Origin of the sequence: Haloferax sp. YSSS75 (genome assembly GCF_046764215.1) — an archaeon.
Classification (GTDB): Archaea; Halobacteriota; Halobacteria; order Halobacteriales; family Haloferacaceae; genus Haloferax.
Genome location: NZ_CP177206.1, coordinates 1,225,047 through 1,242,371, shown reverse-complemented (window position 1 = coordinate 1,242,371; position 17,325 = coordinate 1,225,047). Strand labels below are relative to the sequence as shown.

Genomic DNA, 17,325 nt, shown 5'->3' with positions numbered 1-17,325 from the left:
GAAGTGCCCACCGATGGATATCGAACCACATGCCGAGGAGCTTGCCTCCGCTCTCGGTGTTGACAAAGAGGAGGTCAAATCCGACCTGCAGAACCTCTTGCAGTACAGCGTCCCACTGGACGAAGCGAAACAGAGCGTCCGCCGAAAACACGGCGGCGGGTCGTCCGGTAGTGACGGCGCACCGTCGTCGAAGCGCATCGCCGACATCGGCCCGAACGACGGCAACGTCTCGGTGACCGTCCGCGTCCTCACCGTCGGGACGCGCTCTATCGTCTACCAGGGTGACGAACAGACCATCCGCGAGGGCGAACTCGCAGACGAGTCCGGCATCATCTCCTACACCGCGTGGCAGGACTTCGGCCTCGAACCCGGCGACTCGGTGACGATTGGAAACGCCGGCGTCCGCGAGTGGGACGGCAAACCGGAACTCAACGTCGGCGCGTCTTCGACAGTCGGCGTCGAGTCCGAGACGGTCGAAACGCCGTACGACGACCGAATCGGCGGCGAAGCGAACCTCATCGACTTACAGGCCGGTGACCGTGGCCGAACCGTCGAGGCGCGCGTCCTCGAAGTCGAGTCGCGAACCATCAGTGGTCGCGACGGCGAGACGACGATTCTCTCGGGCGTCCTCGCAGACGAGACTGGACGACTCCCCTTCACCGACTGGAAACCCCGGCCGGACCTCGAAGAAGGTGCGAGCGTCCGCCTCTCGGACGTGTACGTCCGCGAGTTCCGCGGCGTCCCGCAGGTGAACCTCTCTGAGTTCACGACGCTCGAACTCCTCGACGAACCGGTCGCCGTCACCGACTCCGCGCCGCGTCTCAAGATTGGCGAGGCAGTCGATGCCGGCGGCATGTTCGACGTGGAAGTACTCGGCAACGTCCTCGAAGTCCGTGACGGGTCCGGCCTCATCGAGCGCTGTCCCGACTGCAGTCGCGTCATCCAGAACGGCCAATGTCGCCAGCACGGCGAAGTCGACGGCGAAGACGACATGCGCGTGAAAGCGATTCTCGACGATGGCACCGGCACGCTGACCGCCATCCTCGACCACGACCTGACCACCGAGGTGTACGGCGGAACGATGGAAGACGCGATGGCCGCCGCCCGCGACGCGATGGACAAGGAAGTCGTCGCAGACGAAATCGCGTCGAACCTCGTCGGCCGTGAGTACCGCGTCCGCGGCAACCTCTCGGTAGACGAGTACGGTGCGAACCTCGAAGCGGACGAGTTCGAAGAGACCGACGACGACCCCGCCGACCGTGCGAAGGCCCTCCTCACGGAGGTGGGCGCATGAGTTCCTCACCGGTCGTCGGGACGCGCGAAGTCGCCTACCGCGTCTTCGCCGCCGAGTTCGACGACGCCTCGCTGTCCTACTCCGAGAGCGACGAAGAACGCGCGCCGAACTACGTCGTCACCCCGACGGGAGCGCGTCTCAACCGGACCTTCGTCGCCGGTGCGCTCACCGAAGTCGAACACGTCAACGACGAAGTCCTCCGGGGTCGAATCGCCGACCCGACTGGCGCGTTCGTCACCTACGCCGGGCAGTATCAACCCGAACCGATGGCCTTCTTAGAGCAGGCCACCCCGCCGGCGTTCGTCGCGCTGGCCGGTAAGGCTCGGACCTACGAACCCGACGATGCAGACGTGGTCTACACGTCGATTCGGCCCGAGAGCATCAACACCATCGACGCCGACGTGCGTGACCGATGGCTGGTCACGGCGGCAGAGGCGACGCTGAACCGCATCGCCGTCTTCGACGAGGCGCTGTCGATGCCGCAACGCGGTGACGAACTCACTCGCCACCTCGAAGCACGCGGTGTCGATTCGACGCTCGCGGAGGGAATCCCGCGGGCTATCGACCATTACGGGACCACCCGCGCCTACCTCGAAGCACTCCGAACGCTCGCCGTGCAGGCGCTCGAACTCGTCGCCGGCGAACGCGACCAGGTCGAGAACCTCACGGTGTCGCCGGGCGACGAAGGTGACGCGACGCTCGGGTCGCTTCCAGAACTCGACCTGTTGCCGGCCGACAGCGTCGACGTCGAACCTGCTGACGACGTCGAATCGTCCGACGATTCCGAACCTGCCGACGACGCCGAATCTGCCGACGATGTCGAACTGACTGACGACGCCGACTCGGCCGAGGAAGTTTCGGCAGACGTGCCAGCGGAAGCTGACGCCGTCGCTGTGGAAGCAGAGACAGGTGCGGGAGAATCGGAACCTGTCTCGTCGGAGTCGGAACCGGACGCCGAAGCCGAGTCAAAAGTCGAAGCCGAGCCTTCTGAGCCCGAACCGGACCCAGTCGTCGAACCGGAATCGACCGAACCGGTCGTCGAATCGGAATCGACCGAACCGGTCGTCGAATCGGAATCGACCGAACCGGTCGTCGAATCGGAACCGGAACCAGACGCCGACGCGTCCCAACCCGACTCCGCCGAATCGACCACCGGGTCGCTCGGAGACTTCGATGACGGGAGCGCGGACGACTCCCCGTCACTCGACGAGGACGAACTCGACGAACCCGACTTGGACGAACTGGGTGACTTCGACGACGACCTTCCGGACATCGAAGAAGAGACGGAGTCCGAGACGGCAGACGCGCCAGCGGACACTGCCTCCGAGACGGCCGATTCCGAAGCCGACGCCACCGACCCGTCTGGAATGTACGAGATGGACGACGAGGAACGCGCGGAAATCGAATCCGAGTTCGGCACCGAGTTCACGAGTGGGTCGGACGTCGACCCCGCCGGTGAGGCGGACATCGACGTGCCAGACGTGGACGAAATCTCCGAACAGGAGGACGACGACGTGGCCGACGCGGACGACGTCGCCGAAACGGACGACGAACCGAGCGACGCCGATGCTGGCGACGCAGACGCCGACGACGCCGAATCCGCAGGTGACGTCGACCTGGAGTCTGTCGTGGTCGAGACGATGGAAGCACTCGACGACGGCGACGGTGCCGACCACGACGACGTCGTCGCGGCCGTCGTTGACGAGTACGGCGCGGACGTCGACGCCGTCGAAGACGCCATCCAGGACGCACTCCTCGGTGGTCGCTGTTACGAACCACGAGACGACGTGCTGAAGGCCATCTGAGGCCGTGTCCGGTCCGCTCGTCGAACCGATTCCCGGCGAACCCGCCGCCGTCGCGCGGACGACTCGCCGTGGGTTTCCGGAGCGCTCGCTCGTCCTCGCCGACTACCACGCCGGCATCGAGGCAGGCCTCCGGTACGAACGCGGTGTCGAACTCCCGTCGAACGCCGCGGTCCGCCGCGAGCGACTGCTCTCGCTCCTCGACCGGACCGACGCGGACCGTCTCGTCATCCTCGGCGATTTGGGCCACCGCATCGGCGACCCGAAGGGTGACGAGGCAGCCGAGTTGACCGACCTCGTCGAGGCGGTGACCGACCGCGCGGAGATGACGCTCGTCCCCGGCAACCACGACGGTGGCCTCGCTGACTTCTTTGGAGACTCCGTCGAGGTGACTGGACGCGATGGCGTCCGACTCGGCGACGTCGGGTTCTGTCACGGCCACACGTGGCCCTCGCGGGAGGTACTCGCCGCCGACGTGGTCTGTTCGGCGCACGAACACCCGGCGGTCAGACTCGAAGACGAAGTCGGCGGGGCGCGAAAAGAGCGCGTCTGGCTTCGTGGGTCACTCGTTCCAGACGTCTTCGCCGAGCACTTCGACGTGGACGTGTCCGAACTGGAGTGGCACGACCCGGAACTCGTGCTGTTTCCGGCGTTCAACAACACCTCGGGTGGAACGTGGGTCAACGTCCCCGGACAGGGATTCCTCTCGCCGTTTCTTCCGGATGGGCTCGCAGACGGCGAGGCGTACCTGTTAGACGGGACGCGGTTGGGCGACTACGAACGAGTGTGACCCAGACCTGTCGCGCCGACTACGAGAAGGCGTGGACGAGGACTCCGAGAACGAACACCGTGACGCCCGCAATCTGCGCCATGCGCTGCCACCCGGACCACTCGCGGAAGTACTCCGGGACGCCTCGCGTTCGTTCCTGTACGGCGTAGACCGCGAACACACCGCCGAGAACGACGAGTCCTGCCCAGAAGGCGACTTCCCACGTGGCGAGTTCGCGCGTCCCGACGCCGAAGGCGATGAGGGCATTACCGACCAGAAACCCGGCCTGAGAGAGCCAGAACGTTCGTTCGGGACTCATGCGACCACCGAATACACCTGTAGCCCCACGCCGGCGACGAACACTGCTGTTCCCGCGACGGCGAGGTAGACGAGCGGCCCCCACGTCGTCGGGACGTTCGCACGCTCTGGGTCCGTGAGGGCGACGAACGAGCCATACCCGATAGCGAGGACGCCGAAGAGCACGGCGACAGTTCCGATACCGACGCTCCCTGCCGCGATATCGAGCCCAACCGAGACGGCCGCCGTGAGACCGAAGACAGCGAACGAGAGCCAGAAGACACGGTTCGGGGACATGGTCCTCAGTTGAATGGTGAGTGACATGAACCTCCCGGAGGTGGCCGCCCCGAGCGGTGTGCTCAATAGTCTCGAACGGTAACCACGGACAGATGCCAGACGGCGAGGCCGCCGCCGGAATGGACGCGTTTGCGACGCTCTCGTCGCCCGTCCGTGATGCGCTCTCGGAGCGCGGATTCTCGACACCGACAGAGCCACAGCGCCGGGCGATTCCACCGCTGGCCGCCGGGAAGAACGGCCTCATCATCGCACCGACGGGGACGGGAAAGACGGAGACGGCGATGTTGCCTGTCTTTTCGGCTATCAGTGAGGCCGAAGACAGATTCGGAATCTCGGCGCTCTACATCACGCCCCTTCGGGCGCTGAATCGCGACATGCGCGAGCGTCTCGACTGGTGGGGGAACGTCCTCGACATCGACATCGACGTTCGCCACGGCGACACCACGCAGTACCAGCGCCAGAAGCAGGCGAACGACCCGCCGGACGTGCTGGTGACGACGCCCGAGACGTTGCAGGCGATGCTCACGGGCAAGAAGTTACGGAAGGCGCTCTCGGACGTCCACCACGTCGTCGTCGACGAGGTACACGAGCTCGCGTCGGCCAAACGTGGGGCGCAGTTGACCATCGGGTTAGAGCGGTTGCAGGAGTTGGCCGGACCGTTCCAGCGAATCGGCCTGTCTGCGACTGTCGGGTCACCCACCGAAGTCGGCAAATTTCTGACGGGTGACCGAGAGTTCGAAATCATCGAGGTGGACGTGGACAACCGCGTCGAGTTCGAGGTGGTCCGCCCCGAGGTGACGAACGAAGACGATCGACTCGCGGGCAAACTCGCCACCGACCCCGAGATAGCGAGTCACGTCCGGACGATACGCGACATCGTCCGCACGCACGAGTCGGTGCTCGTCTTCGTCAACACCCGCCAGACGGCCGAGGCCCTCGGGTCGCGGTTCAAGAAACTGGGTGACTCCATCGAAGTCCACCACGGGTCGCTCTCGAAAGACGTCCGTATCGACGTCGAAGACCGGTTCAAAGCCGGCGAGTTGGACGCCCTCATCTGCACCTCGTCGATGGAACTCGGCATCGACGTGGGGCGCGTGGACCACGTCGTCCAGTACAACAGTCCGCGCGAAGTCTCGCGTCTCCTCCAGCGAGTCGGACGCGCAGGCCACAGATTGGGCGTCGTCTCGCGGGGCACCATCGTCACCGACCACCCAGACGACACGCTGGAAGCGCTCGCCATCGCCCGGCGTGCCGAGTCTGGCGAAGTCGAACCTGCCCGCGTCCACCACGGCAGTCTCGACACCGTCGCCAACCAAATCGTCGGTATCGTCATGGATTACGGCGACGTGTCTGCTCGGCGGGCCTACGAAATCGTCACGCGGGCCTACCCCTTCCGAAACCTGTCGGAAGACGACTTCCGCGCCGTCGTCCGCGAACTCTCACAGAACCGACTGCTCTGGGTCGAAGAGGACAAAGACCTCTTAGAGAAGTCCAGCGGGACGTGGCAGTACTTCTACGCCAACCTCTCGATGATTCCCGACGAGGAGACGTACGACGTCCACGATATGTCTTCTCGCCGGCAAATCGGCACGTTGGACGAGAAGTTCGTCCTCAACTTCGCCTCGCCGGGAGCGACGTTCATCCAGCGCGGCGAGATGTGGCGCGTCAACGACGTGGACGACGAGGAGGCGCGGGTGAACGTCTCACCGATAGAGGACCCCGGTGGCGAAGTCCCGTCGTGGGTGGGGTCGGAGATTCCGGTTCCCGCACCAGTCGCCGGTGAAGTCGGCGAACTCCGCGACGTGGCGGCACCACAGTTCGAATCCGGCGCGGACAGAGCGAGCGTCGCCCGCGACATCGCGATGCGGTATCCGACGGACGAGGCGACTGTCTCGACTGCACTCGGCCCCATCGAACGACAGGTCGAGACGGGCGCACCGATTCCGACTGCAGACCGACTCGTCGTCGAGGGGTCGCCACGGAAGGTGACGCTGAATTCCTGTTACGGGCACCGGGTGAACGAGACGCTCGGACGACTGTTGTCGGCGCTCATCGGCCAGCGAACCGGGTCCTCTGTCGGGATGGAAGTCGACCCCTATCGCGTCGAGTTCGACGTCCCGGGGAAGGTGTCGCCGACGACGTTCGCGGAAGTCCTCCGCGAGACGGACCCCGCCCACGTCGAAGCACTCCTCGAACTCGCGCTCAAGCGCTCGGACTCGCTGAAGTTCACGCTCGCACAGGTCGCCGCGAAGTTCGGGGCGCTCAAGCGGTATCAGGGGAAGGGTCGCTTCGGCGGTGACAGACTGCTCGCCGCGCTTGAGGGGACGCCAGTCTACGACGAAGCGGTCAGAGAGGTGTTCCACACGGACCTCGAAGTCGAGGAGACGGTCGAACTCCTCCGCCGAATCCACGACGGCGACGTGGAACTCGTCGTCGCCCGCGAACCGACGCCAATCGGGACGGGTGGACGCGGGTCCGGAACCGACCTGCTTGTCCCCGAAAACGCCGACGCGAGCGTCATCGAGACGATTCGCGACCGGATTCAAAACGACCGCGTGCTGCTGTTCTGTCTGCACTGCAAGGAGTGGACGCGGAAGACGACGGTCAAACGCGTCCGTGACCCACAGGAGTGTCCGCAGTGTGGTGCGACGCGAATCGCCGCGCTCAATCCGTGGGACGACGAGACGGTGAAGGCAGTGCGTGCGACCGAGAAAGACGACGAACAGGAACGCCTGACCAAGCGGGCGTATCGGTCGGCGAGTCTCGTGCAGGCCCACGGCAAGAAGGCGGTCATCGCACTCGCCGCCCGCGGTGTCGGCCCGCACAACGCGGCGCGTATCATCAACAAACTCCGAGAGGACGAAGACGACTTCTACCGCGACATCCTCGAACGGGAACGCGAGTACGCCCGGACCCAGTCGTTCTGGGACTGACGAGAAACGCGGTGTTTGTTCACTGCCGGTAGCCAATCTTTACGCCCGATTCTCCGCTATCGCTAGGTGACCATGGCAACAGAGAACACACTCCGGGAGGGGGATTCGAAGACGTACACGCGGACGTTCACACCCGACGAAGTCGAGCAGTTCGCGGCGTTGTCGAACGACGAGGGGTCACACCACCTCGTCGAAGACGACGACAGACGAGTCGTCTTACACGGGTTGCTGACGGCGACGATGCCGACGAAACTCGGCGGCGACATCGATTTCCTCGCTCGCTCCATGGAGTTCGAGTTCCCCAGACCGGCACACACCGGCGTCGAAATCACCTGTGAGGCCACCTACGAGTCCGTCGAGGAGTTCGACGACCACACCGCGCTCGAAGTCTCGTTCGTCTGTGAGACTGAACACGGAGGCGTGGTTCTGCGTGGTCGGAGCGAGGGTGTGGTGATGGGATGAGGAGACGGTGATAGGATGAGGAGACGGTGATAGGATGAGGAGACAGTGATAGGATGAGAAGACGGTTAGGATGAGGTGACGGTGCTGGGACGAGGTGACGTCGATGTGGCGGACGACAGGTAGACGGACGCGCCGCCGTGTGCTCACTCCGCGACTGCCCAGTCGTCGAGAATCGTCGTCACGGCGGTTCTGAGCGCTTCGAAGTCCTGCATCGTGATGCCGTCCGTCGTGACGAACACGCCAATGTCTTCGAGTGTGATGCGGACGAGATACCCGTTTTCGAACACGCGGATGGTGTACTCGTAGTCGCCGAGTTCCGACCCGCGATAGGCGTCCTGTGTCATCTTGAAGTCGTGCCACTCGTTGCCGATGAAGGAGTTCAGGTCGGCCTCCTGTTCGAGGTCGTCGCGCAGGTAGACCTGCAGGTAGTCGAAGCGGTTGAAGTACGTGAGCGACCGGAGACTGTCACCGGCGGCGGCACGACACACCGAAATCAGCTTTTCTTGTGCTTCCTCGGGGAGGAGATTTGACATGGCTTCCGGTGTGTGACCCACTGCCAAATAGGCGGCGTATCCGGCAGGTGACGCGACGCTCCCGACGCAGTCGACGAGACTTACTCGGATGCGTAGGCGTCGCGGTAGTCGCGTTCCCGTCGAATGAGTTCCTCGACGCCGTATTCGAGGATGTCTGAACCGAGCGACGTCGCTCGGTAGTAGGAGAACAACCCGTCTTCGTCGGCCTGCGTGCGCTTTCGTTTCTCGACCAGGCCGACGTCGACGAGTTTCCGGAGGTGGTAGTGGAGGTTGTTCGCCCGGATATCGAGCGCTTCCTCCAGCGCTTTCGGACTCTGCTCGCCGACGTGGACCAGTCGGTACAGCAGGGTGAACCGCGTCCTGTCGCCGATTGCCGCCTGCATGTCGAGGTACTCGTCCAGCGTGAGGACGCTCGTCGGCGGCAGCAACTCGGCAGGGTCTTCGGGCAGTCCGTCGGCGTCTGCCGGAGAGTTCGTCGCCATCTCAGCTAGTGAGATGTCCCGTATCGACTTAACGATTCTTGAGTCGAACTTCGCTGAAAAGGCCGTTTTTTATATATGGCGTCGGTCAGTACGGGGTCACATGCGCGACGCCATCACCCGCGACGACATCCGAGACGCCCTCGGCAGGACCACCTACGACCGCTTTCTCGTCTACGTGATGGGGCCGTACAAGTCGTTCAACCTGAACTACGTGCTCTCGGAGGAGGAACTCGCAGACATCGACGTCGCGGACCTCCCCGGCCCGATTCGGAAACTGTTCGCCGCCCGCGACGACGTCGACGACGCCCTCGCCCTCCTCCGTCGCGTCCAGGGCGCGTTACGGGCGGACCCCGGTGTGAACGCCTTTCTCGCTGTCGATGTCGACATCGACACCGACGACGTCGACGCCGCGACACAGAGCATCGCCTTCGCGGAGGCGAGCAACGCCACCGTGTTCGTCCTCCCGTTTCTCGGCCACAACTTCGGCGTCGGCGAAGAGGCGGGGTCCATCCTCGAACGTCTCTCGGAGACCCACGGCGACCGAATCGTCTTCGTCCACGAGGCGACGGTCACGAGTGAGATGATTCGGGCGGCACGCGCGCGGTGGGACCTCAGAGTCGAAACCTACGACACCGAAGAAGAACTGCACAAACGTATTCGACTGTTCGTCGCGGACGTGATGAACCGCGAACTCCACGGCGAGTTAGAACGCCTCGACTAGGGCATATCGGACCCAGAGGCTGTCTACTCCCACCTGTTCGTCGCCTCGTTCCGCCTCGGCAGGAACGGAAGCAAGAACGCGACGACGAAGACGATGCCGGCGATGACGAGATAATCGGGCGTCGTCAGGACGAGGGCAAAAATCGAGAGTATCGACGCCTCGCCGGCGTTGACCGCCATAATCGCGTCTGCATCGTTGTTCATCAGCACGAGGAACATGAAGATGACCTCTGCAAATGCGACCCGGAGTCCCGCTTTCGTGAACCACCACCCGGCAGAGAGCGGACCCCCTGTGAGTGCGTCTAACTCGCGTCGGACCTTCCGTCGCCACGCCGCGTTCACGACACACCACTGTTGCATGTGAACATGACACGTGATTGGTCGCGGAAGAAGATAATTTCGACTGTCAGGAGAGCGTCGGACTCACGGATTTAAGCGCCGCGTCGAAGTGGTCGCGGGTGATGAGTATCTCGTCTGCGTGTTCGTTCGCCTCCAGGCCCTCGTACGCGCTGGCGACGTCCTGGATGGCTCGCAGTGCCGCCTCGCGGCAGACTGCGGCGACGTCCGCACCGGAGTATCCGTCCATGTGGGCGGCGACGTCGTTCAGGTCGATGTCGGAACTGATGGGCTTGTTCCGAACGTGAACGTCGAGGATGGCGCGACGCGCCTCGATGTCGGGTGCGGGGACTTCGATGTGCGTCTCCAGTCGCCCGGGGCGGAGCAGCGCCGGGTCGAGCGCGTCCCGTCGGTTCGTCGCCGCGAGGACGACGAGGTTCGGGTTGTCGGCGGCGTTGTCCATCTCGGTCAGGAGTTGCGAGACGACGCGCTCTGTCACGCCGGAGTCGGACCCGAGACTGTCGCGGTTCGTCGCGAGTGCGTCGATTTCGTCGAAAAAGAGGATGCTCGGCGCGGCCTGTCGGGCCCTGTCGAACACCTCGCGGACGGACTTTTCGGACTCGCCGACGTATCTGTCGAGGAGTTCGGGCCCGGCGACGTGGATGAAGTTGACCTCGCTTTCGGCCGCGATGGCGCGTGCGAGGAGTGTCTTTCCAGTCCCCGGTTGACCGTAGAGGAGCAGGCCAGTCGGTGGGTCTGTCGCCGCCGCTTCGAAGAGCGGTGCGTAGGTCAACGGCCACGTGACGGCGCGTTCGAGCGTCCGTTTCACGTCGTCGAGGCCGCCGACCGCTTCGAACCCTTTGGTCGGTTGTTCGGCGACGTACTCACGCATCGCGGAGGGTTCGACGGACGCCATCGCCATCTCGAAGTCGGCGCGGGTCACCGTCAGGTCTGTGATTGCGACCCCGTCACCGGTTCGCCGAGAGCGACGAAGTGCGGTCATGGCCGCTTCCTTCGCGAGGGATTCGAGGTCAGCGCCGACGAATCCGTGGGTTCGCGAGGCGAGGCGGTCGATATCGACGTCGTCCGCGAGTGGCATCTGTCGGGTGTGCACGTCGAGAATCTCGCGCCGGCCAGCCACGTTGGGGACGCCAATCTCGATTTCGCGGTCGAATCGGCCGCCGCGACGGAGCGCCGGGTCGAGGCTATCGACGCGGTTCGTCGCCCCGATGACGACGACGTCGCCGCGCGCGTCGAGGCCGTCCATCAGCGAGAGCAGTTGGCCGACGATACGACTCTCGACGTCGCCGCCGTCGTCGCGTTTGGCCGCAATCGAGTCGATTTCGTCGAAGAAGATGATGCTCGGCGAGCGGTCACGCGCCTCTTTGAACACTTCGCGGAGTTTCTCTTCGGACTCGCCTTTGTACTTCGAGAGGACTTCGGGGCCGGAAATCGTGATAAACGTCGCGTCGACTTCGTTGGCGACGGCTTTCGCGATGAGCGTCTTCCCCGTGCCCGGTGGGCCGTGTAAGAGGACACCCTTTGGCGGTTCGATACCGAGATGGGCGAACACCTCGGGTTCCGACAACGGGAGTTCTATCATCTCGCGAACCAGGTCGAGTTCGTCGTCGAGACCACCGATGTCCTCGTAGGTGACGCCCGTCGCACGCCCCCGACTGCCGTCGTCCCGTTCGGTTCCCGTCATGCTCTTGACGGCGTCGCGAACCGCATCGCTCGCTCCTTTCGACTCGGACACCGTCACGGTCACCTTCGTCGCGTCGGTGACGCGAACGACCCCGCCCGGATGCGTCTCGCTCACGGAGAGGACAGCACCACCGAGGCGTTCGATTCGGACTCGGTCACCGTACTGGAGCGGGCGGTTCCGAATCTCGGACTTCACCACGTCTTCTATCGTCTCCCGACTCACGCTGGTTCGTTCGAACGCGCTCGGTCCGTCGAGCGTCACCGACTTCGCGTCGTCGACGTCTATCTTCTGGACGCGAACGGTGTCGCCGATTTTGACGCCGGCGTTGGCCCGCGTGTCGGCATCGATGAGAATCTCGCCCGCCTCCGCACCGGGCCGGGCAGGCCACATCTTCGCGACCGTCTCACGCGTCCCCTCGATGACGACTGTCTCGCCGCTCAATACACTGAGCTCTCGGCGTGCCGCTTCAGGGAGGCGGGCGATGCCGCGTCCCGCGTCGCGTTTTTCGGCGGCACGGACCACGAGCGTCACCCAGTCTTCGCTCATGACAGTCGCTTCGGCGTCGTGTGGCTTGAGGGTTCGCCCGGGGTAACCGTTTTCCCGACTCGTGTGATAGCCTTACACATGGTGACCACGACGCAGAAAGATGGAGAGACGTGGTTCCAGTGTGAGGAGTGTGAGTTGCTGTTCGACGTCAGAGCTGACGCCGAGGCTCACGAAGGAAACTGCGACACCGATAGCCCATCGTACCTCCAATAAGAGACGGAGAGCACCACCCTGTAATAGAGAGCACCACCCTGTAAACGGCGATTACTTGGGGTCGTGTTCCGCGGCAATCCGCTCGGCGTGTTCGAGCGACGTGGCACGCTCCCAGCGGACACGCTCGCCGTCGCCGTAGGCGAGTGCCTCTTTCAGTTCGTCCCGGAGGACACCGACGCCTCGCCCGACGAGTTCACCGTCGGCGTCTCCGAGTTCGTAGTAGCCGTAGGCTTCCGGCGCCTTCCCAATCGTCCGCTTTTCCAGCGGTTCCCAACGCTTTCGGAGCATCACTCGGAGACGAACTCGTAGGACTGTTCGTTCCAGTCGTCTTCGACGAAGACGAACACGCGCCCACGAGCGACGTCCGGGTCGGCCTCGATTTCGAACTGGTGGCCGGGGAGACGGCGCGCGACGACGCCCGGGAACAGTTCTTCTTCGTCGTCCTCGGCGAGGATGACCCGCCCGACACCGCTGGATTCGAGCACGTCGTCGTGTGTCTTCAGGTCGTTGACGTACATCATCACACCCTCCGTCTCCGTCGGGTCGGTGACGAGGACGTGGACCTCTTTACCGGGACTCGTCTTGAGTGGGCCCGTGATTGCCTCGGGAACGCCTCGGTATACCGTCGACCGACTGTCGATATACTCCACTTCGACGCCGTAGTCGTGGAGTTCGATGCCGAGGGTACTCGGGGCGATATCGTTTCGGGCGCTCATACTCCACGATAACGCCGGCGCGCTCAAAAGCGACGCGATACCGCCTCCCGAATCGGTGCCAACGCCGCCCCGTCTCGACAGCGGAGGATATGGCACCGACCGCTACTTCTTTCTCTCCGAGCGTGTCGGTAGAGGTATGCACGGCCGAGCCGCCGCCCTCGGAGCGGGGACCATCCTGAACGCCCTCGCGACGGGGACTGGCTCCGCGTTCGCTATCGACGCCGAGACCACCGCGACTGTCGAGTTAGACGACTCGGGCGACGTTCGCGGGTCCATCGCGGAAGCACCAGACGCCGACACGCGCCTCGTCGAGCGCTGTGTCGAACTCGTCGTCGAGGAGTACGGTGACGGCGAGGGCGGCACCGTCGAAACCGAGAGCGACGTGCCGATGGCCGCCGGCCTCAAGAGTTCGAGCGCCGCCGCGAACGCGTCGGTGCTCGCCGCACTCGACGCGGTGGGCGCGGCCGTCGGCCCAGCACCGGACGACGACATCTCCCGCATCGACGCCTGTCGCCTCGGCGTTCGTGCGGCCCGCGAGGTTGGCGTCACCGTCACGGGCGCGTTCGACGACGCCTCGGCGTCCATGCTCGGCGGCGTCGTCGTCACCGACAACACCGACGACGAACTCGTCGTCCGCGACGAACTCGAGTGGGACGTGCTCGTGTGGACGCCACCGGAGCAAGCCTTCAGCGCCGACGCCGACGTCTCTCGCTGTGAGGACGTCGCTTCGATGGCCAACCTCGTCGCAGAACTCGCGCTCGAAGGCCGGTACGCCGACGCGATGACAGTCAACGGCCTCGCCTTCTCGGCCGCGCTGGACTTTCCGACCGACCCCGCCGTCGAAGCGATGCCCATCGCCGACGGCGTCTCCCTCTCTGGCACCGGCCCGAGCGTCGTCGCGGTGGGGAACCGCGCGGACCTCGAACAGGTACAGGCGCTGTGGGACGCCCGCGACGGCGAGACACGACTGACCACCACTCGAACTGACGGAGCACGAATCCTATGACAGACGACACCCCAGACGCCGACGCATCGGTCCAGGACATGACACTCGACGAACTTCGCGAAGAAATCGAAGATATCGACCGCGAAATCGTCGAACTCATCGCGCGACGAACCTACGTCGCCGACACCGTCGCGCAGGTCAAAGCTGAACTCGACCTGCCGACGACCGACGAATCCCAAGAAGAGCGCGTGATGGAACGCGCCGGCGAGAACGCCGACCACTTCGAAGTGGATTCCAACCTCGTGAAAGCGGTTTTCCGGTTACTCATCGAGATAAACAAGGCCGAACAGCGGCAGAGTCGCTGAGTCGGGGCGACTCAGTTCACACTTTTCGACAGTTCCGCGCCCGCTTTGAACTTCACCTCGTTCGACGCACTCGACGCATCGACGAGGTGGAGAATCGGGGCGTCCATCGCGACACAGACACAGCGAACGGCCGCCTCGGGACGCTCTGTGGCCGACGCGACGTGACCGCGACCCCACTTGTAGAACTTCTCCAGCGAATCGGCGGACAACGGTGGAATCAACGGGTTCTCGACGTCTGGCGAGAATTGCACGTCGAGCAGACGCCCACCGTAGCGACTCCGCTCGTCCGGGAACGTCCGCGTGACCAGGTCACCCAGTCCGTCGCCATCGAGGTCACCGAGGCCGACGCCGACCACCCTGTTCGGACCCCCTGCGGTCAACATCGTGAGTGAGTCGTCGTAGAGTGCGGCGTCGTCGACGACCCATCCTCCCGTGTAGACGAGTTGGTCGTCGTGTCTGCAGCGTCGGACGTACAGCAGTGCTGGAAGCGCCGTCGGGAAGTCGTTGGGCTTGGCCATCACCTGACAGACGATGGTCGACGTGGCGGCGCTCTCTCCCTGTTCGTCGCCCCAGTCGTCGAGGTTCTCGGGGACGACTGCCGCCCCATCTGCCGAGACGGCGAGAGCCGACGGCCCGTCTCTCGTCGTCGGAGGCGTGTTCACGACGGCGACGTTCTCGCCGTCGTCGTAGACAGTGAGCACCCCGCCAGTGTCGACTGGGCCGGAGAGCGCCGTGTCGAGGTGGGGTGAGGAACAGACACCGGGCGGGAAGATGCCGGTGTCGGTGTCGTCACAGTCGCCACCGCCGTCGGTCGTTCGGGACCCTGCCCCCCACGTGTACACCCGCCCTTCGACGTTCACGTTCGCCTGGCCAGTGATGTAGTCGATGAATCGCTGCGGCGTCACTTCGTCGGCGATGCTCCCGCTGTCGCCGGGGAGTCGTGCGTCGGGCAGGACGACGGCGAATCGCTCACCGACGACTGCCTCTCCATCGAGGCCGCTGTAAATCGCGGCGGGTATCCCTGACTCCCCCCGAGACGCCTTCTGGAGGCGTTCGATGTCGCTCTCGACGATTCTCGATATCTCTCGAACCGTCTCGGCCGCACGTTCCCACTCGCCAGCGTCGACGTGCCGCAGTGCCTGCCGAGTGAGTTCCTTTCTGCCGTCCGCGTTCTCCCGGACGGTCATACAGACGTCCTCGGAACAACTGTCCAAGGTGACCTGAACCTCGGTGATGGTCTCGTCCACTCGTTCGAGGTTCGATCGACCCGTTCGAGCGGAGCGTTTACTGATACTCTCTGCCGCCGCTTCGACTTCGACGAGGAGTCGCCTCTCCAGTTCGAGTGCGGTCGGGATTCCATCGCCGTCGTCGTCCGAATCCAACTCGTCAGCGCTGACGGGTTGGGTTCGGTTGCTTCGACTGCTGTTGTGGTTCTGGGCGCGTGAAGAGACTGTGGTCACCCACGCTTCGAGTTCGACGTCTCCAGAGAGGAGACTCACGTCAGCGGATATTTTCGGACTGAGGCGTTCGACAGTCGGTTCAGTGATGGGAACCACTCGACTGTCTCGGTCCGTTCCGGTGCCGGCGAACGTCGCGGCGGGGGACGACCCGGTGTTCGTCGTCGCAGATGCCACCTGCCCGAGGCATCCACTGAGTCCCACGAGTGCGACCAACCCGCTTCCGGCGAGTACCTGCCGCCGTCCCATGTTAACGTGCGGCAGGGTGCGTGGTGGACTTGTCGCTCTTCGTGAATTCATATTCAGGTGACAGACAGACTCACACAGCATAACACTTTCTGCGTGAACGGTGGTTTGAGGTGGTTGACGGGGTGAGAATCGCCGTCTTCTTCGAGAGATGGGTACCCCGAGATGCCCCCGTACGCAGCGAGGCGTCACCGAACCGTACCCTGAACGCGTTCACGTGATTCCACCGTGCCCCCCTTCGTACGTGATAGAAAAGATAGAAGTCTGTCGTGTAAGTGGTGATAGACACGACGAATCAACGATGCAACTCACCGAAGCAACCGCGGACGACATCGACACCCTCGTCGACTACTGGTACGCCCTCGCATCGGGCATGAAACAGTACTCGAAATTCAACGAACTAGCGTACGACAGCGTCGACAGCGTTCCGGAAGCCCCGTTCAGGAACCTCCTCGACAGCGACGACACCACCGTCTATCTCGTCGAAGACGGCGGCGACCAAATCGGCTACGTCACGCTTCGAGACGGCGAACACCCGTCGAGAGAGTACGAGCGGTACAAGGTTATCGTGGACCTGTTGATTACGGAGCGTCACCGGAACGAAGGCTACGGTTCAGACGTCGTCGCGGCGGTGAAAGAACTCGCCCGCGACGACGGCTGTGACCACCTCAAAGTCTCCTGTGAGTGGGAAAACGAGGGCGCGAGACGGTTCTACAGGGACACCGGATTCGAAGAGAAACAGGTCACGTTCGTCCAAGAAATCGAGTAATCACGGCAGGTGATGCCGTCGAACCAGCGGTCAGAAGAATCCACAGGACGGGTCTGCATCCGGCGGTGGGGCGGTCCCTGCCCGAATCGTGTCCTCGATTCGAATCCACATCCCGTAACTCGTCTCTCGATACGTCAGATAGGCGTCGTCCGGCCCCTCGAAGCGTTCGGCGAACGACCGAATCGCCCCCGGAAGTTCGGGACAGGCGTGGTAGAAGTCGTCCTCGATAGCGGTCCGAGCAATCTGTCGTTCGGCTTGTGGGAGGGCGTCGTACGACACCACCGTCGCACTTGCCGGCGGTGATTCCTGTTCCGCACTGACGACAGCATCTCGCGGCATACCCGCCCCAAGACACCCCGCCGACGAAACCGACGCGACGCCCACGGCAGCGAGCAGGTGTCGGCGCTTCATGACACCGAAGTGTACATATCTCGATA

At 63.9% G+C, this 17,325-nt stretch carries 20 protein-coding genes; 10 read left to right on the top strand and 10 right to left on the bottom strand.

From position 1 onward, the window contains the following. The first annotated feature begins 13 nt into the window (after positions 1-13). From ACK3R5_RS06580 to ACK3R5_RS06570, 3 genes are read left to right on the top strand one after another with little or no spacing between them, the layout of a single operon-like run. Positions 14-1,294: a Single-stranded DNA binding protein gene (locus tag ACK3R5_RS06580; protein ID WP_411968449.1), complete on the top strand. Its 1,281-nt coding sequence runs from the start codon at positions 14-16 to the stop codon at positions 1,292-1,294. After that, a complete protein-coding gene (locus ACK3R5_RS06575; RefSeq protein ID WP_411968448.1) occupies positions 1,291-3,099 on the top strand; it encodes a rpa-associated protein in 1,809 nt (602 codons plus the stop codon). The genes ACK3R5_RS06580 and ACK3R5_RS06575 overlap by 4 nt, the downstream gene beginning before the upstream one ends. A gap of 4 nt (positions 3,100-3,103) precedes the next feature. Beyond that, positions 3,104-3,886, top strand: coding sequence for a metallophosphoesterase (locus tag ACK3R5_RS06570; protein WP_411968447.1), 783 nt, complete (start codon positions 3,104-3,106; stop codon positions 3,884-3,886). A 19-nt stretch (positions 3,887-3,905) separates the two neighbouring features. Here the strand turns inward: ACK3R5_RS06570 and ACK3R5_RS06565 are convergent, their stop codons facing one another. Then, positions 3,906-4,184 carry a hypothetical protein gene (locus tag ACK3R5_RS06565; protein WP_411968446.1) on the bottom strand — a complete coding sequence of 93 codons (279 nt, stop codon included), beginning with the start codon at positions 4,182-4,184 and terminating at the stop codon, positions 3,906-3,908. Then, positions 4,181-4,459 carry a hypothetical protein gene (locus ACK3R5_RS06560; RefSeq protein ID WP_411968445.1) on the bottom strand — a complete coding sequence of 93 codons (279 nt, stop codon included), beginning with the start codon at positions 4,457-4,459 and terminating at the stop codon, positions 4,181-4,183. Before ACK3R5_RS06560 ends, ACK3R5_RS06565 begins: the two co-directional genes overlap by 4 nt. 92 nt (positions 4,460-4,551) lie before the next feature. On the opposite strand from ACK3R5_RS06560, the gene ACK3R5_RS06555 reads away from it, so the two are divergent. Both ACK3R5_RS06555 and ACK3R5_RS06550 read left to right on the top strand, forming a co-directional pair. Beyond that, complete coding sequence (locus ACK3R5_RS06555) at positions 4,552-7,392, top strand: DEAD/DEAH box helicase (protein WP_411968444.1); 2,841 nt, start codon at positions 4,552-4,554, stop codon at positions 7,390-7,392. 72 nt (positions 7,393-7,464) lie between these two features. After that, positions 7,465-7,854 carry a dehydratase gene (locus tag ACK3R5_RS06550; RefSeq protein WP_411968443.1) on the top strand — a complete coding sequence of 130 codons (390 nt, stop codon included), beginning with the start codon at positions 7,465-7,467 and terminating at the stop codon, positions 7,852-7,854. Positions 7,855-7,997: 143 nt separating this feature from the next. Here ACK3R5_RS06550 and ACK3R5_RS06545 read toward each other — a convergent pair whose 3' ends face one another. Both ACK3R5_RS06545 and ACK3R5_RS06540 read right to left on the bottom strand, forming a co-directional pair. Beyond that, on the bottom strand, positions 7,998-8,387 hold the full coding sequence (locus ACK3R5_RS06545; RefSeq protein ID WP_411963255.1) for a hypothetical protein: 390 nt from the start codon (positions 8,385-8,387) through the stop codon (positions 7,998-8,000). An 80-nt stretch (positions 8,388-8,467) separates the two neighbouring features. Then, on the bottom strand, positions 8,468-8,869 hold the full coding sequence (locus ACK3R5_RS06540) for a helix-turn-helix domain-containing protein (protein WP_411963254.1): 402 nt from the start codon (positions 8,867-8,869) through the stop codon (positions 8,468-8,470). A 100-nt stretch (positions 8,870-8,969) separates the two neighbouring features. Between ACK3R5_RS06540 and ACK3R5_RS06535 the strand changes: the two genes are divergently transcribed. Continuing rightward, on the top strand, positions 8,970-9,590 hold the full coding sequence (locus tag ACK3R5_RS06535) for a hypothetical protein (RefSeq protein WP_411968442.1): 621 nt from the start codon (positions 8,970-8,972) through the stop codon (positions 9,588-9,590). A 23-nt stretch (positions 9,591-9,613) separates the two neighbouring features. On the opposite strand, the gene ACK3R5_RS06530 is transcribed toward ACK3R5_RS06535, so the two are convergent. Then, positions 9,614-9,931: a hypothetical protein gene (locus ACK3R5_RS06530; protein WP_411965795.1), complete on the bottom strand. Its 318-nt coding sequence runs from the start codon at positions 9,929-9,931 to the stop codon at positions 9,614-9,616. Positions 9,932-9,995: 64 nt separating this feature from the next. Beyond that, complete coding sequence (locus ACK3R5_RS06525; protein ID WP_411968441.1) at positions 9,996-12,176, bottom strand: CDC48 family AAA ATPase; 2,181 nt, start codon at positions 12,174-12,176, stop codon at positions 9,996-9,998. 78 nt (positions 12,177-12,254) lie between these two features. On the opposite strand from ACK3R5_RS06525, the gene ACK3R5_RS06520 reads away from it, so the two are divergent. Next, positions 12,255-12,389: a hypothetical protein gene (locus ACK3R5_RS06520; RefSeq protein ID WP_411963251.1), complete on the top strand. Its 135-nt coding sequence runs from the start codon at positions 12,255-12,257 to the stop codon at positions 12,387-12,389. A 51-nt stretch (positions 12,390-12,440) separates the two neighbouring features. On the opposite strand, the gene ACK3R5_RS06515 is transcribed toward ACK3R5_RS06520, so the two are convergent. Both ACK3R5_RS06515 and ACK3R5_RS06510 read right to left on the bottom strand, forming a co-directional pair. Beyond that, a complete protein-coding gene (locus ACK3R5_RS06515) occupies positions 12,441-12,677 on the bottom strand; it encodes a hypothetical protein (protein WP_411968440.1) in 237 nt (78 codons plus the stop codon). Beyond that, complete coding sequence (locus ACK3R5_RS06510) at positions 12,677-13,105, bottom strand: DUF5796 family protein (RefSeq protein WP_411968439.1); 429 nt, start codon at positions 13,103-13,105, stop codon at positions 12,677-12,679. Before ACK3R5_RS06510 ends, ACK3R5_RS06515 begins: the two co-directional genes overlap by 1 nt. Positions 13,106-13,241: 136 nt before the next feature. On the opposite strand from ACK3R5_RS06510, the gene ACK3R5_RS06505 reads away from it, so the two are divergent. Then, complete coding sequence (locus ACK3R5_RS06505) at positions 13,242-14,111, top strand: shikimate kinase (RefSeq protein WP_411968438.1); 870 nt, start codon at positions 13,242-13,244, stop codon at positions 14,109-14,111. After that, a complete protein-coding gene (locus tag ACK3R5_RS06500; protein WP_411963247.1) occupies positions 14,108-14,416 on the top strand; it encodes a chorismate mutase in 309 nt (102 codons plus the stop codon). Before ACK3R5_RS06505 ends, ACK3R5_RS06500 begins: the two co-directional genes overlap by 4 nt. An 11-nt stretch (positions 14,417-14,427) precedes the next feature. Here ACK3R5_RS06500 and ACK3R5_RS06495 read toward each other — a convergent pair whose 3' ends face one another. Continuing rightward, on the bottom strand, positions 14,428-16,122 hold the full coding sequence (locus ACK3R5_RS06495) for a hypothetical protein (RefSeq protein WP_411968437.1): 1,695 nt from the start codon (positions 16,120-16,122) through the stop codon (positions 14,428-14,430). Between the two features lie 298 nt (positions 16,123-16,420). On the opposite strand from ACK3R5_RS06495, the gene ACK3R5_RS06490 reads away from it, so the two are divergent. Continuing rightward, on the top strand, positions 16,421-16,888 hold the full coding sequence (locus ACK3R5_RS06490; RefSeq protein WP_411968436.1) for an N-acetyltransferase family protein: 468 nt from the start codon (positions 16,421-16,423) through the stop codon (positions 16,886-16,888). 30 nt (positions 16,889-16,918) lie between these two features. On the opposite strand, the gene ACK3R5_RS06485 is transcribed toward ACK3R5_RS06490, so the two are convergent. Then, positions 16,919-17,299, bottom strand: a complete 381-nt coding sequence (locus ACK3R5_RS06485; RefSeq protein WP_411968435.1) for a hypothetical protein — start codon at positions 17,297-17,299, stop codon at positions 16,919-16,921. Positions 17,300-17,325: the final 26 nt, after the last annotated feature.

Excerpts from the sequence above, each read along its gene's own strand:
- ACK3R5_RS06580 (WP_411968449.1), top strand. The coding sequence starts at position 14 with ATGGATATCGAACCACATGCCGAGGAGCTTGCCTCCGCTCTCGGTGTT.
- ACK3R5_RS06575 (WP_411968448.1), top strand. The coding sequence starts at position 1,291 with ATGAGTTCCTCACCGGTCGTCGGGACGCGCGAAGTCGCCTACCGCGTC.
- ACK3R5_RS06565 (WP_411968446.1), bottom strand. The coding sequence starts at position 4,184 with ATGAGTCCCGAACGAACGTTCTGGCTCTCTCAGGCCGGGTTTCTGGTC.
- ACK3R5_RS06560 (WP_411968445.1), bottom strand. The coding sequence starts at position 4,459 with ATGTCCCCGAACCGTGTCTTCTGGCTCTCGTTCGCTGTCTTCGGTCTC.
- ACK3R5_RS06555 (WP_411968444.1), top strand. The coding sequence starts at position 4,552 with ATGCCAGACGGCGAGGCCGCCGCCGGAATGGACGCGTTTGCGACGCTC.
- ACK3R5_RS06550 (WP_411968443.1), top strand. The coding sequence starts at position 7,465 with ATGGCAACAGAGAACACACTCCGGGAGGGGGATTCGAAGACGTACACG.
- ACK3R5_RS06545 (WP_411963255.1), bottom strand. The coding sequence starts at position 8,387 with ATGTCAAATCTCCTCCCCGAGGAAGCACAAGAAAAGCTGATTTCGGTG.
- ACK3R5_RS06540 (WP_411963254.1), bottom strand. The coding sequence starts at position 8,869 with ATGGCGACGAACTCTCCGGCAGACGCCGACGGACTGCCCGAAGACCCT.
- ACK3R5_RS06535 (WP_411968442.1), top strand. The coding sequence starts at position 8,970 with ATGCGCGACGCCATCACCCGCGACGACATCCGAGACGCCCTCGGCAGG.
- ACK3R5_RS06525 (WP_411968441.1), bottom strand. The coding sequence starts at position 12,176 with ATGAGCGAAGACTGGGTGACGCTCGTGGTCCGTGCCGCCGAAAAACGC.
- ACK3R5_RS06520 (WP_411963251.1), top strand. The coding sequence starts at position 12,255 with ATGGTGACCACGACGCAGAAAGATGGAGAGACGTGGTTCCAGTGTGAG.
- ACK3R5_RS06515 (WP_411968440.1), bottom strand. The coding sequence starts at position 12,677 with ATGCTCCGAAAGCGTTGGGAACCGCTGGAAAAGCGGACGATTGGGAAG.
- ACK3R5_RS06510 (WP_411968439.1), bottom strand. The coding sequence starts at position 13,105 with ATGAGCGCCCGAAACGATATCGCCCCGAGTACCCTCGGCATCGAACTC.
- ACK3R5_RS06505 (WP_411968438.1), top strand. The coding sequence starts at position 13,242 with ATGCACGGCCGAGCCGCCGCCCTCGGAGCGGGGACCATCCTGAACGCC.
- ACK3R5_RS06500 (WP_411963247.1), top strand. The coding sequence starts at position 14,108 with ATGACAGACGACACCCCAGACGCCGACGCATCGGTCCAGGACATGACA.
- ACK3R5_RS06495 (WP_411968437.1), bottom strand. The coding sequence starts at position 16,122 with ATGGGACGGCGGCAGGTACTCGCCGGAAGCGGGTTGGTCGCACTCGTG.
- ACK3R5_RS06490 (WP_411968436.1), top strand. The coding sequence starts at position 16,421 with ATGCAACTCACCGAAGCAACCGCGGACGACATCGACACCCTCGTCGAC.
- ACK3R5_RS06485 (WP_411968435.1), bottom strand. The coding sequence starts at position 17,299 with ATGAAGCGCCGACACCTGCTCGCTGCCGTGGGCGTCGCGTCGGTTTCG.